The organism is Psittacicella hinzii (assembly GCF_003585885.1).
Classification (GTDB): domain Bacteria; phylum Pseudomonadota; class Gammaproteobacteria; order Enterobacterales; family Psittacicellaceae; genus Psittacicella.
In genome coordinates this window covers 23,662-38,701 of sequence record NZ_NRHC01000043.1, presented here as the reverse complement: position 1 = coordinate 38,701, position 15,040 = coordinate 23,662, and the positions used below count along the sequence as shown (strand labels likewise).

At 35.4% G+C, this 15,040-nt stretch carries 10 protein-coding genes; all 10 read right to left on the bottom strand.

The features are described 5' to 3' along the window. Positions 1-2: 2 nt before the first annotated feature. Entirely contained in the window at positions 3-1,265 is a 1,263-nt protein-coding gene (locus CKF54_RS04030) for a CDP-glycerol glycerophosphotransferase family protein (protein WP_119525021.1), read from the bottom strand. 781 nt (positions 1,266-2,046) lie between these two features. Next, on the bottom strand, positions 2,047-2,670 hold the full coding sequence (locus CKF54_RS04025; RefSeq protein ID WP_119525019.1) for a hypothetical protein: 624 nt from the start codon (positions 2,668-2,670) through the stop codon (positions 2,047-2,049). A gap of 10 nt (positions 2,671-2,680) precedes the next feature. Continuing rightward, positions 2,681-3,526 carry a cytolethal distending toxin subunit B family protein gene (locus CKF54_RS04020; RefSeq protein ID WP_119525018.1) on the bottom strand — a complete coding sequence of 282 codons (846 nt, stop codon included), beginning with the start codon at positions 3,524-3,526 and terminating at the stop codon, positions 2,681-2,683. A gap of 3 nt (positions 3,527-3,529) precedes the next feature. After that, a complete protein-coding gene (locus CKF54_RS04015; RefSeq protein WP_119525016.1) occupies positions 3,530-4,141 on the bottom strand; it encodes a hypothetical protein in 612 nt (203 codons plus the stop codon). Positions 4,142-5,012: 871 nt separating this feature from the next. Continuing rightward, positions 5,013-7,049 carry a M3 family metallopeptidase gene (locus tag CKF54_RS04010; RefSeq protein WP_119525014.1) on the bottom strand — a complete coding sequence of 679 codons (2,037 nt, stop codon included), beginning with the start codon at positions 7,047-7,049 and terminating at the stop codon, positions 5,013-5,015. A 490-nt stretch (positions 7,050-7,539) separates the two neighbouring features. After that, entirely contained in the window at positions 7,540-9,894 is a 2,355-nt protein-coding gene (locus CKF54_RS04005; RefSeq protein WP_119525012.1) for an McrB family protein, read from the bottom strand. 267 nt (positions 9,895-10,161) lie between these two features. Beyond that, on the bottom strand, positions 10,162-11,778 hold the full coding sequence (locus tag CKF54_RS04000) for an LlaJI family restriction endonuclease (protein ID WP_119525010.1): 1,617 nt from the start codon (positions 11,776-11,778) through the stop codon (positions 10,162-10,164). Beyond that, the gene (locus CKF54_RS03995) at positions 11,762-12,121 is read right to left on the bottom strand and encodes a hypothetical protein (protein ID WP_119525008.1); all 360 of its coding nucleotides are present in this window, start codon (positions 12,119-12,121) and stop codon (positions 11,762-11,764) included. Before CKF54_RS03995 ends, CKF54_RS04000 begins: the two co-directional genes overlap by 17 nt. Before the next feature lie 383 nt (positions 12,122-12,504). Continuing rightward, positions 12,505-13,086 (bottom strand): hypothetical protein, encoded by a 582-nt coding sequence (locus CKF54_RS03990; protein ID WP_119525006.1) that lies wholly within the window; start codon positions 13,084-13,086, stop codon positions 12,505-12,507. 101 nt (positions 13,087-13,187) lie between these two features. Next, complete coding sequence (gene traD / locus CKF54_RS03985; RefSeq protein ID WP_119525004.1) at positions 13,188-15,038, bottom strand: conjugative transfer system coupling protein TraD; 1,851 nt, start codon at positions 15,036-15,038, stop codon at positions 13,188-13,190. Positions 15,039-15,040 lie beyond the last annotated feature (2 nt).

Here is a 15,040-nt window from a genome sequence, read left to right as displayed (position 1 = left end):
GCCTAATTTTTATCAGTAGCAGACACACTCTCTTCTAACTTTTTATAAAACTCTCTGTTTAAAGTTTGTTCTTTACCGATTAAATAGTTTCTCGCTTCTTCACGACGCTCTGCTTTATAGTCATTACCATTTAACACTTCTCTTAGCTGTGCTAATAGTTCTTCTAGATTACTAAAAGTATAAGCGTAGTAGTCGTAGCTCATCTTACTAGGGGCAATTCTGATATCTCTATCTTGAGGAACGAAAACAAAGATTGGACCGTTAGCAGCAATACACTCTGATACCACTCCAGAAATATCACAAATAAAGATGTTTGAGTTAATGGTGATATCTTCAACTGGTAGATCTTTATCTACAATTAAAGTATCCACACCTTCATCTAATAACACTGCTCTTACATCGCTTGAGATATTTTTTAATAACGGATTTCTAATCCCTGAAGATGGGTGGAATTTAGTTACAACTGGAACATTAAATTCCTTGGTAATGCTCGCAATAATATCTTTAGAGAAGTTAATTGATGAGTAGTTAGTTTCTTCGAACACCCCTTCCCATGTAGGTAAGTATAAAATCTTATTAGGACGTTCTGTCCAAGGAGCTTCTGTTTGTTTAATCACATTAAATAGTTGAGGACGACCAACTTTAACAAATTCTACATTAGAAATATTAAAGCCTGCGTTTTCAAATCTATCAATATGCGCTTGACCTGCTGTCCAAATTTGGTCATAAACACGGAAGAATTTTTGTGCACTTGAAGTTTTATCACTATCACCGTGCCCTAAGAAAATATGCTCGTATTTGTTGAAACGTAAACTATGGATTAAGTTTCCTGTATTTGATAAGTAAAGTACAGCTTTTAAGTAAGGAAGACTGTTGAAAAGGTTTTCAATATCATCGATCTTTTTAGTATAAGCTACACTAATATATGGGTATTCTTTTGCAACCCATTTAAATAGCTCTACATTTCTTACCATAACAATAAAGTCATATCCAGATTGACAAAGGTAAGGAATCCATTGGCTTAAGTGTGCAGCTCCGCTCACACAGTTTTCCCCTGTATGAACAACAAAGTTAACATTTTTATAAGGATTAAGATTATGAGTTAAAAAAGTATCTGCTACTTTTTTAGCTTTTGCGCTTTTTGCTTTACCACTAGCTTTGCCATTTGTCGAGCTATTTGATGACTGTAAACGAGTATTTAAGTTTTTTACAGCATCTTTAAAGAAAAGAGAGGGATTCTTAAATAATTTAGTTAATTTGCTCATACTATTTTTATTCTTATTTTATCTTGTACTTTATACCTATAATTATATATATAACGCGTTAAATTTAATTGACTTTTTATCAATTTGTTGCTTTTTATATCAGCATTTTCGCCATTTTCTTAGAAAAGATCTAGGCTTTTAATGAGATTAAATATCTTTAAAAAAGTATCCTGCTCAGCTTTTAAGTCACAGACTTCCTCATATATCTTTATACGGGTAAATTACCCATAAACAAATCATATTAAGCAAGCAGTAAAAAATAACAGAGCTTTAGACAAGAAAATTTTATTTTTGGCTTAGAAAAAGTGAACCTTTTTTCCCGATGTCTTTACCGACTAAAGCTCAACTCTCCAAAACCTACCCAAACTCTAGACAAAATATTCTTATCTCTCACCAAATATTAGCGTACAAATAAGCAAAATTGAAAAAACTTTTGACCACCTAGGAAAAGATCTCAAAAAGATCTCAAGGAGATAATAACCTACCTCTCCACTCTAGAACTTTGCTCTCATTAGGCCAAAAACAGTTATTTTAGCATAGATCTCTTTACCTAAGGAATTGTTAAGAACAAGCCAATAAAAAAGACCACGCAGATAAAAGAGAACTTTTATCTTAGCGTGGTCTTTTTCAATTTTCAATTAACGAAATTTGTTTATCAACTACTGGCACTTTCGCTTAGACAGTAAATCAATAGCAGGCAGTAAATCAACAGCTGACAGTAAATCAACTCCCTATTCACTAGATCTAAGCTAAGTTAAAGTAACCCTAAAACAACCATACTTTACTCATTGATCGGTAAAGGAGGCACTAAAGTTGCATTTACCGCAGCTGGTGCAAATACCCATAAGAGTTTTAGAGGCACAAGAGTACGTTCATCTTCTTGGCAAGGAGCCAGAGTAAAATCATCGTAACTAGTACCAGCACTTAAGCACATTTGTGCTCTAACTGATTTAATCTGTACTCCTCCTAAAGTGGTAGGAATTACTTGCCATAATGAACCATTATCGAAAGGATCACAGTTCGCAGAGATTATTCTTCCTTGCAGAGTGTAAAGACAACGAGCTGTTCCTGGTACTTTAAACTGAGTTAACCCCGCAGTTTTACCTTGAGGCATAACCTCACTAATTTGCCAAACGTATTTATCATCACCTGCTAGCACCTGATTATTTAGAGGCACTCCAGTTGCTAAACTACGTAAAGAAATTAATGGGTTAACTTGAGTTTGCTCTAGGATTAAACTTGAACCTGGAGCATTTACTCCTGCTTCAGAGTTAGTTTCTCCTTTAGCAATCCCACTTAAAGCCATTCCACTCAAAGTAACAGCACAAAGAGCAATGTGAGTCCTTACTAATGAAGCTCTTGTGAACGAGGCAATAGTGCTGGTAAGATCTTTTAACTTAAACATGTGAATCTCCTTAACGTGGGGCAAAGAAACCCACTGGTCTGTGATCTGAAAGTAACTGACTCTTAATTTGTCCGAAAAGAATCGAAGCAATTAGTGCCGTACCACCAAAAGTTAAAGAGTTACCAACTACAGCATAGTCTAAAGTACCACCACTTTGTTGAGTTGGAGTCGTTGGAGCAATGATATTTACGTGACGTGCTACTCCTGGTTCAGACATCTCAAGGTTTGCTTGTAACTGCGATGGGGAACGGTTAAAGTCACCCATGATCATCCAATTCACGCCTTGCATGGTTGTACTTCTGTTAAAGAAATCAAACACAGAACGTACGATAGCAGTAGAGTCAATACCACGATTAGCTAAGGCATGAGTATTAAAAAAAGCATCATTACCTATGCGAATACCAATAATTGGACGTGAAACTACTGTCGGTGGAGGTAAAACAAACACCTCGTCAGCACGTATACGACTAACAATTGCTAGGTTTACGCGGTTAGCACCTACATCTACACGTGAGTAGTAGATGTAAACTATGTTTGGACGAGAAGCTGTACCTAAGTTCCAAGTATACTCATGGATAGGAATACCTACGGCAACTGGTTGTACTACACGCTCGGTAATCATTGCACTACTTGGTAGCACTCCTGCTTCTTGTACCGCAAGGATATCGGCAGCGCCGTTACCTGTAATAAGTTGGCGTACACTTACGTTCCACTTATTCTCGTTAGCTGCTGAAGAACCTTGGAGGTTCCAAGTGGCTACACGATAGTCTTCTAGATTTGCTTGAACACTAGTCGAAAGTGTAGCTAAAGACAAAGCTAGGGTTATTGAAGAAATTAATTTCGTGATGTGTCTCATATCTTAACTCGCTAAAGGAATAGGAAATGCTCTTTGAATTGGTGGTGTAATAAACCATTGTTGCTCTTGAGTCATTTGCCCTTGGACAATACAAGGAGCAAAAGTTAAAGACATGTACACAGTTTTACGGAAGAGATCCGTACGTAAACACTGTGAGTTCGAAGCACTCTTAATAGCTACTGCACGGTTAGACAGAGGTAACAGGTCAAACTGTTGCTCTAAACTTTGTGGATTACATTGCACATGAACAATTCCACGGTTGCCATAAGCAGCCATACAGGTTCCAGTAGCAAGGTTACGAAAAGACACAGAACCATTGCTGTTCTTAATAAAGTACCAGTTACGTAAGTCACCAAAACTCTGCGAGTCAAATGGAGAATAACCCCATAACCAGTTATTTGGTGCTGTTGCCCAAACAGTAATTACTCCAGAGGTATGACTCATAATACTCACTAAAGGTTGGTCGGTTAGAGTACGTGAGTTACTGTTAGGCAAAGCGCCAACTATTTTGCTTACCTCTCCTGGAGGAGTAGGAAATTTGCCAAGATTTGAAGAAGAGCCACAAGCTGCAAGAAGTGTCCCTAACATCATAGTGGTCAATAATTTTATCTTCATATTAATCAGTCTATAGCCCCCAATAATGGTGATGAAAATTTATTTTGTAAAGTCTAATCAGTTTGCTTAAGTCTTATTGTCGTTTAATTTTTTATTGATTGATAATGCAACAATTTATTATGTCTTCTTTAACTAGGTATAGACTGTATAGATAGAACTATGAAGCTAAGAGTATGCTCTAGATTGATCATCTATTCCATTAGATAGATCACATCTACACCATTAGATAGGTCATCTACACCATAAAAAAGACAATTTACGATTAAGGAAAGAGGTCAAGCTATCACAGATCAAAGAGTATAGAAAGAGATTTTTCACTACAACTCTTTTAATCAGATAACGGTATGATTTAGTTTAAGAATTCTTACTTCCCTTATATGATATATTTTACTACTTTCTTTCACAAAAAACTGTAAATTTTCGAGAAAAATATTCGTTTCTAGTTCAATAAACTAGAGAGATATTTAGTTTTCCAGAACAAAAAAGGTAGCTTATACCAGTCTAACCCCGCGAATATTTAAACCAAAAATAAATAAATGACTCCTCACTCAAGTAAAAAATTGAAAACTTCAATTGGTCTTGCAATAATTTGTCCTCCTTGTTTTTAAAGTACTTAGAGATAATTTCCATTTAGCATTCATTTGTTTGTCCAACCCTTGAGTTGCCTCAAACAACCATCGCAAACAGCTACAAACTGCTACAAACTGCTACAAACTGCAATACCATAGCAGTAACCAGAATCCTGCAATAAATAAAAAAAAGCTAGAGAACTGTTACCCAACTCTCTAGCTTTTAATTCAACTATTGTTGAACAAACTTAACCCCACTTTAGTAGGATAAGTTTGATTGATGTCTGTACCTTCTCTAGCAATTACTTATCAGAAGCAATACCATATTTTACTAATAAAGCATCTGGAGTAGGTTTACGACCACGGAACTTCTCGTAGTTCTGCATTGTTGGACGTGTACCACCTGTTGCTAAGATATTATCTTTAAAGCTTTGCGCTACTTTTGCAGAGAAAATATCACCCACTTCTTTATAAGCTGCATAAGCATCAGCTGCTAATACATCAGCCCATAAGTAGCTATAGTAACCTGCAGAGTAACCACCTGTAAAGATATGTTCAAAAGTATTTGGGAACCAAGTTTTACGTTCACCAAAGATTAGATCTGTAGTTTGTGTACGTACATCTTTATGTACTTGGTGAACTTTACGATCATCATCTTTACTAAATAATTCCATGTCGAATAAACCATATTCAACTTGGTTAGATAGGAAAATACCACCAGAGTTAAATTTATTTAACTCAAGTAGACGATCAATTTTTTCTTTTGGTAAAGTTTCACCTGTAGTTACGTGACGTGAAATTAAAGCTAATGCTTCTGGTTCATAAACCCAGTTTTCATGGATTTGTGAAGGTAGCTCTACAGCATCCCACTCAACATTAGTACCACATAAAGATTGTAGTTTAGTTTTAGTTAAGATTAAGTGTAACGCATGTCCCATTTCGTGGAATAAAGTCTCTACTTCACCTACGCTTAGTAAAGCAGCCTTACCATTTAATGGTGGGGTAAAGTTACCACATACATAAGCTACTGGTAGTTTTAAACGAGTTGCGGTTTCAAAACGACCAAATGCTTGATTCATCCATGCACCAGCACGTTTAGTTGGACGTGCATATACGTCTAAGTATAGACCGGCAATTAGCTCACCACCTTCATATACACGAATAAATTTTACGTCTTGGTGGTAAGTTTCTACGCTATTATCAACTTCAAAGCTAATACCGTAGAGGCGACTTAAGATTTCAAATAAACCTTTTTGTACTTGGTCTTCTGGGAAGTACTGACGTAACTCTTCTGGATCTAAGTCATATTTTGCTTTAATGTACTTAGTATTGTAGTAAGTAAAGTCCCAAGGCTCAAGTACTTCAATACCATCAGTTTCTTTAGCAAATGCTGTTAAAGATTCTAATTGCTCTTTACCTTTTGGTACAGCTTGTTGGCGAAGCTCTTTTAAGAAAGTAATAACTTCTTCCGGAGTTTCAGCCATCTTAGTTGCTAAACTACGCTCTGCGTGGTTATTAAAACCTAATAGTTTTGCTTGTGCAGTTTTTAACTCATACACTTGCTGAACAAGTTCAGTGTTATCGTACTTACCACCAGTAGTATCATCTGGAGAAGCTAAGTAAGCATAAGCTAGGAAAAACTCTTTACGTAATTCACGGTTATTAGCATAAGCCATTACTTGTGAAATTACTGGTGGAGATAAGGTTAGTAAGTAACCCTCTTTACCTTCAGCTTGCGCTAATGAAGCTAATAACTCTAAACCATTTTCTGATAAACCATCTAATTCAGCTTTATCAGTAATTAATTTTTGCCAAGCTTGGCGCGCTAATAAGTGGTTGTTCGAAATTTTTGTTCCAATTTCATTTAGTTTTACCGCATTCTCTTCGAACTGTTTAGCAGCTTCACCTTCAAGTTCGATACCGTTTAAGCGGTAACCTAACATAGTTAACTCTAAATCACGTTTTACTTCTTCTGGGTAAGAATCATAATCCGGTGAGTTAACTAGTTTTACGTATTGTTTGTATAAATCTTTGTTGCGTGATACTTCTAAAGATAAACGAGCACGATCTTCATTTAACTCATTGTACGCATCAATATATTCCGGTGTTGAAAGAGTTGAAGAAATATGATCAATTGCATCCCAATGCAACTCTTCAGTTAAAGTTTGATCAAAACTTTCTTCTCCGTAAAAGTCTTCTACAGTTGGATTTTCTAAAGCAATAGCTTTAGCTAAATCTTCTTTTACGCGAGCTTTGTGAGCTTCAAATAAAGGTCTTAGATTTTCTGGAGTAAATTGAGAGAAATCAATAGTGTGTAGTTTGGTTTCTTTTTGTGTCATAGGATTCCTTATCCTGGTTGGGATTATTTGCCTAAGGTTGCTTTGTTAACTTAGTTTGCTATATCTCAAAAGCTATAACTAACCTAATCTGTTTACTAAAAAGTTACTAAAACTTAAAAGTAGCTGAAACTTATTCAGTTATGTTAGCAGTTATACAACAATTATACAAAGAAGTAATCGATTATAGTTTGTCAAAACAGTTACCTTACTTTAAGTCCAAGCTTAAAGTTAGGGAGCAGTAACTTTGACTTCGTTTTACTTTATTCAGCCAGCTATATGCTTCTTTTTATCTAGGTTGTTCTGAATAAATCAATCGCGAACTTAGCTTTAACTTAAGGCAAATAAATGTGATTTTTTATTTAGTACTATTTGATTTTAGCATACCATTAGAAAAAAAAGCAAAACTCTACTCTTTACGGAAGATAAGGTTTTGCTTTTCTTATCTTACAACAGCAACAGATGGTTGTTGTTAAATGATGCTATGGCCAAACTAGCTAATAACTTCTTCAGTTTTAACTTCTTCAGCTTTAGCTTCTTCAGCTTTAGCTTCTTCAGCTTTAGCTTCTTCGATTTTAGCCTGTATTTCTTCTAACTTACTATCAAGTAGATATTTTAACTTAGTCATATTTGTAAAGTTAAATACTTTGGAAAAGTTTTCATTAAAGGTTTTACGTAATGAACCATAACGTGGGCACTCTGTTGTATTAAATACTTTGCTACGTAAAGCCTTAGCAACGTCATCATAAAGATAGGTAATTACCTTATCAAGAATTAATTTCTGCCCCTCTTGAAGTCTTTTTTCAGCAGGTAATCTTTCTAAGCCTTTCTCATTTACGAAGAAGTAACCTAGAAGTTTATCTTCTGGTACAGATAATTTAGATAAATCTTCATTTATTGCTTCTCTAAACTCATTCCAAGTTAAGGTAACAGAAATTTTAGTATTGTTATGAACTAAAGATACTTCAAAGTTGAAACCCTTATTCTTACTGTTTCTGCCGTTATCTAGATCTACGTACTCAAAGTTCCAACGACGCTTAAAAGCAGTATCCATAGGGAATACTCCTTGGTCAGCGCTGTTCATAGTTGCCCAGATGTAAAAGTTTTTCGGTAAGTACAGCTGATTTTCAAGCGGATCAAAATCACTAATATGCTTTTGCAGATAGCCCGCCATATCCTCTGGAATAGCTAATCGGTAAACGCTATCTCCTGCTTCATTACGATCTAGCAGTTGAAAAATATCACCAAATACAGCACTTACTTGAGCACGATTAATTTCTTCAATGATTAGTAGATAGTTCTTATCCTCATTGTTGATTGCTTCAACTAAATGCTTCAGAAAGACTCCAGGAACAAACTCATATTTAATATTGCCGTCTTTATCTGTTACCGGTTTATAACTACCAACAAAATGAGCATAACTGTAATTAGGGTGGAAAGTTATTCTGGCGATGCATTGATTTAAGCTTTCATCATAATCATTACCCTCAGAATAAATTCTAGTAAAGCAATCCTTAGCTTCTTTATTTAAACTATAACTTTTACCGGTTCCTGGAGCACCAAAGAAAATTCTTTGATGGGGTTTAAATCTAAGATCCTCATCATTTTGTACTGGTTTAGCAAAAATATCTTCGCTATCTTCCACGTACTCAACGTCTTCAAATCCTTCCGTATCACTTGTTTCTGACAAAATAGCAAGACTATCTTTGAACATACTCGCGTATTTCTTTTTCGTATTAGGTAGATCCTGTAGATTATCAACATTAGTAGCTTCTAAAAAGCTAAAAAGATGTTCTTTGTTTACATAGTAGCGTACAAAATATTCATTGCCATTTCCAGCAGGACCATAAAAGTAAGGTTCATTACTTAATGTATAATCCGTCAATTCATTAAAATTCTCCGGGATCTTGTGCCGGTTCCTTCCTGCTTCTGCTTCTCCATTGGCATTGATATATTTGTAAGTAACAAAGTAAATTTGACGACGTATTTCTTGTTCTTGATCTAACTCCTTATCTTTTCTAATTTCTAGGCAAACTATGTACACTGGTAAAGGATTACCTGACTTTTTCCAATATAAGTATGCTGCACTTCTTTCGTGCATTAACAGGTATGGATAAGAATTTGTAGATGAAGTACTTTCTTTAGTTATTGCTAAATTACTAGTATAGATCAAGTATTTTTCTTCTTCATTAATCTTGATAATTAACCCATTACCATATTCTTGGTAACTGACCTTGTCTTTACTTTTATTGTTTTCAATTAGCTTATCTAAATACTGTGTAAAAGCCTCACGACATCTTAATATCATCTTTTTGTGTCGCAAATAGTCGCCACTAGGAGGAGTAAATTCGAAAAGCTCTTGAGTTAAAACTTGCTTAGCAATGTAAGAGATTAAAAAATAATCTCTATTACCTGAACCATAATTTACTGTTTCCCCCTTATTGAAGTTATCTAAATCTAAATTTAAATTTACATACTCATAAGAAAAGCTAACTTGTACTCCTTCTGCCTCTTCAGTCAACTGTGAGCGGGAAACAACTACATGCTCCCATGGAATAGTATTGTGCAGATAAAGCATTGCTCCTGTATACTTATCTGCATTCACTTGAGCACTTTCTTCGAGATCAAAGAGCAAGAAAAACTTTACATTCTTCTCTAAAGCATATTCTTGTAGATTAGCATGAAGATCTTTTTGCTCAGTTAAGTCAAAAACAAAATTCTCTCCATCAAAATTAAGTTTTACTTTACTAAAAACAAAACTTTGTTCTGGTACTTCGGATTTTACTAAACCATAGTCACCTACTTGCAATTGCGTAGGCAATTGGTCAAACTCATTAATATTATCCATTCTTATGTTCTCGTTCTTTTTTTTATATGACTTAGCACTTTAATAGTGCTTTAAACTTTAAGCTTTAAAATTTGGTAGCCGCAATGGTAGTAGTTTGTATAAGCAAAATAAATCTAGACAAGATCAACCTAATAAGCTTAGACTCGAAATCTTACACTAATCAAGGATAGCTAATAATAAGACTAAACTAATTTTCTAAGGAGAACGTAATGTTATTAAAGAACATCTTGCTCCTCCTAAGAAACCTTGGCTAACCTAGTTAAAAAATTATCCTAGTAGATACAGCTTATACAACTCACTCGCTTCTAAACCATAGCAATAAAGCTCATTCTTTGCTTTACTAGATCTTGCAGTTGCATCAGTTGCAAATCTATCCCCACTTTTGTCTCTTTCAGCATTTTCATCAGCAAAGGCATTAACCTCACTATATAACACAGGCAAAGCAAAGTTCACTTTCGCAAGATAGTAAGCTTTGATTGCATGTTCTTCTAGCATATGCCCTGCATGAAAACCAAAGCAAAGCTTATCTAGCTTATCTAAATAGCTTTCTTCATTATCTCGCTTGCTACTTTTACCATTACTCTGCTTAGCATACTTTGTAATTAAGTCCTTCAAACTATCTATATCTACAGGCATTAAAAAGTGATTAACTTTTACTGCCTCTTGTTCAAAGATACCATGTAAGGCATGGGCATACAGATACTGCTTGGTAATGTCATTAAGAGATAAAGGCTTACTTTCACTTATGATCTCGAGAGAGTTGTAATATTTAGCATCATAAATCTCAATACAACCGGCAGGTAAATCCAACTTGTGTTCTTGTAAGGAGCCATATTTACCTACTTGAACAAAAGGAACATCTTTCTTTGCATTTGCACGAATATGAATAATATCTGGAATAAAAGTTGCTTTTTCACTTTCAGCATTATCCTTGCCAAATAAAGCAAAATGCCAAGTTGGTTTAGGAATTAATTCCTTAAGTTGTTTCTTGAGGTTATGCTCTTTTTTGAGAGTAGAGTTTAATATGTAGCTGGTAGTTGAAGATAGTGCTTGTTGTTTTTCCTGTAGGATACTTTGCTGCAGTTCTGATGTTACTCTTTGCTGAGCTTGCTGTGGAGAGCTTTGTTTAGCTTCTTGTTCTAGTTGTTTTCTGATATACGGAATATCTTTGAGTGAAGTATTACGGTGACAACCTATTACTTGGCGACAAACCTCTTCCCAAACATGATGATAACTGTTGGTACCATATGCACAAACATCTAAATTTTCATTATCTTGTGAGATATTTTCAATGTACATTAACAAGAGTTTGAGAACTTCCAGTTTGTGACTAACAAACTGTTGACTAATTTCTTGGCGTAGTCTATGTCTAATGTATTCCTGTTCTCCAAACTCTTCAGTCAGTATTTTAGTATGGTCAACCAAATCAACAGGACTTAGATCTAAATATTCCAGAGCAAGACTATATTCTTGAGATAAGATTGTTAGAATAAAAGCGTGTAGTCTCGTAAAGTAGTTATCTTCAGGAACGATCACTTGACGATTGTAAGTATCTAGGTAGATAGGTTTATTTTGAATAAATATTGGCTCTAAATGCGCAAAGGTATAGTCCCAATCTACTTCCCCCTCTCCATTGATAGTAAGCATTTGTTCTTCAACATAGTAACCTCCATATTCATGGTACAAACTTAAAAGTTGTACCAAGATATTGAGAGGGTTAAATATTCCATCTGACTGTTCAACTTGTGATAGTTCGAGCTTTATATTACTTTGTACTTTGCGCAGTACAGCCATTACTTCTTTGAACTTATTGTCTAGTTCTTGCTTACCTTGTAGTGCAAGATCTTCAGGGAGAACAATCAAGTTACTATTCTGATTTACCACATTTTGCCGCGCTATTCGCTGGGCTAAACAACGCTGTGATAAATATATAGGTAAGGATAACCTGAACTATTACCTTACCAAACATTAAAATGCCAACAAATTTTAGTTTAAACGTTTTACTTGAGTAAACTTCATTACTCTCTTCTTCAGAGTTATTAATATCACTTAAGAAGCCTGAGGTTTTATTGGTTAGAGCAATAATTTTTAAATCAAGGTACTTATCGAGTAAAGTAAGAATCTGCTCTTTTTCTAATTTCTGTGAATCTTGTGAAGCTGCGGATAGGGCAACAGCAAACTCCTCTTTGTTGTAAGTACAATCTTCTTGTAAAATTAAGATATTCATCGTTAATTATTTCAATAATCTTCTGCATACTATCATAAACGAAAGCCCACGATTGTTGTGAAAAAAGTAAGGGTTAAATTAAACAGATTTAGTTAAGTAGCCAAGAGATTTTTATAAAAATTAGAGTACAGCCTGTTTAGCCTAATCTATCCTATAAGTATCAATAACTGATGCATTAACTGATGCATTAACTGATGCATTAACTGATGCATTAACTGATGCATTAACTTACACATTCACTTATGACTAAAGAGGACTTTAAAAGTCCTCTCTAGTCCATTTTTATTCTTACAGATATTCCTCTACTAATTTTAGTTACCTGTAATTTGTCAGTAACTAAATATTGAGCTGTCGTGTACCTACGCTAACTGTTTACGCTCAACCTAGTTAACCGTAACTATACTTTCTTGATGTGAAACTTGAACTATTAGTCTTAACTTGTAAGCAACTAAACAAACCAACGCATAGACTATGGTCAAATAGTATGACTCTACCGGCATGGGTAAAACATAAACTAATAACCAAGCCCAAGTAACTATAGCTGTTAGGTACACAAATACTGTTTTCTTTAACGGTGAAACATACACGACATGCTCTTGTTGGATCTGGCGACGAGTTTTTAACGCATAGAACAAGGTAAACAGAAAAGGAATGCTTAGATAAATTACCAGAGAGAAGTTTTTTAATCTCTGCCAGAGTAACAGTTGGTAAACATCTAAACTTACCATAAATTCAGCAATCCTTTCTTGTTCTTGGTAGTGTAACCAAGCATACCAATTAGCTGGTAAAGCTAATTGGTTTTGTTGGATAAAACCTACTACTTGCTCCGCACCTACGGTAAAACCGTAGGCATGGAGCAAAGCTCTTAACAAGAGATTACGATCCAACGCAAAGAAAGTAAACACAAAGACCATTAAGATCAAACTCAAAACCATTACCAAAGCAAAACGGTAAAAGTAATTCATTGCTCGCCTCTCCTAGATAATCATAACTTTAATTTTGAATACAATTTTATCCCCACTTTAACTTAAGCCATAAATTAAACATTACCCCAACCAATCAAACATCAGGCGTCAGCCTGATCTTGCAACACCGCTAAACGCCCCTTAATTACTTGTCCACCTGCAACCCTTGCGATGTATTCAAAATTTGGTAATTCGGCAAGGATATCAGGGGTAATTAGTTGCGTGCTTTCATGCTTTACCGCTTCGCTGTAAGAGTTATTGGTAAAAGCATCATGTTGAAGATAACTGTTTTGTTTAACAGAGACACGTGTTTGACGTAAAGACTCGGCTAAGTATTTTTGGGTTTGATAATCAGTTGTACGTAAAGCTAGCCAGTTGTTAAAGTTCCCTAACATCTGTCTAGTTTTATCTTGATCACCTGTCCTTACATTAAAATCAGCAATAGTTTGACAAGCAACAAAACATCTTAACCCCGCTCCACGTCCTTTATTCAAGATTTGAATAAAGGCGTCATTAACAACTTCACCAGCCTCATCGACAAAGATGTTAATTGGACGTTTAAGGTCTTGGTAGTTATAAATACTACCAGCTAGACCTGCAAGATCAGCAAAGAGTAAACTCCCGATGTTACCTGATAAGGTAGCATCGGACAGACTATCTAACCCCACATACAAAATGTAGTTATTAGTAGTTAAACTTTGAAGATTAAAAACTACTCTGTCATGACAGGCTTCAAGCTCGGGACTAATGAGTTCATTCATCGGGCTTGAGGCTAATACTTGTAACCCTGGTAAAAGAGAAGCGATCATCTTATTCAAATGTGCAGGATCATGGTTATACAACTCAATTAAATTTAAAATAGCTTGTTGCTTGATCTGTGGATGATGCACTTTTACATATGTACGTAAGATACCTTTAAAGGTACGAGTATCGATGTTTTCTTGGGAAAGTTGCTCTGCCATTTCTGGGAGGTTGTAGGTATGACAGGCATAGAGCATAACTTCTTGGAGTAAGTTCTTCATTCCCAAGGTCAAGTTAAGGTAAATTTTTCCTAAAGTGATCTTTTGTTGTAACAAGGTCAAAGCTTCAATAATGGTTAACACTGCTTGGTAGGATACTGCTTTAAAAGGAGCAGAGACTGCAGAGTTAGGCATTAGCGCAACAATACGTTGCGCTAAGTCTGAAGTTTTGGAATAGTTACTCAAAAGATCAAGAGATACACTTTGTTGAGCAAATGCGGGACTAAAGGCAAGAAAACGTGAAGCCATGTTCATCTTGTCTGCAGTTGCCAAAGCTTTGTTACGTAAACTATGATCTCCTTTAGGATCAACAATAATCACGCTTTCTTGGCGTAAGATAGCTTGTTGGATAAGTAAATCAAAAGCACGGGTTTTACCCGCCCCCGTGGTACCAAGTAGCAACATATGCCCATTGGTGTGTTCACAATCAAGGTAAAGATTATCTTCGTTGAACTCTAAAGTATGTAACCAACTAGCACCCATCTTGTCATAACTATAGTCAGGATGTTGACTAACTTTATACTTTTGCTGGATAGCTTGTTGTTTAAAGCTATGACTGGCTTGCCAGTAAAAGCCTTTGCCTAACCACCACTTATTGTCAGGGAGTTGGCTTTCAAGTTCTTGGGTAGTTGTAGTTAGTAAAGAACGCTTGTAACGCTTTTCCAGCCACAAACGGTTATATCTTGCTTGAGGGTAGTAAACTAATGCCATTCCTAGTAGAGCTAGTACAAAAATTCCCACTTCAATAAAAAGAAAGGTCAAAAGCAGGTAACCACCAGCCATTGCCAAGCAAAGATTTACCATTGTTTGTTCAAAGTTAGGACGCCAATGAATAGAAACATCTTCCTTGGCGTACTTTTGGCTAAGATGTTCTTGCCAGCTAACTGGCAATATCCTATCTAGCCATGAAGTTTTTCCTTGAAACCATTGCATAA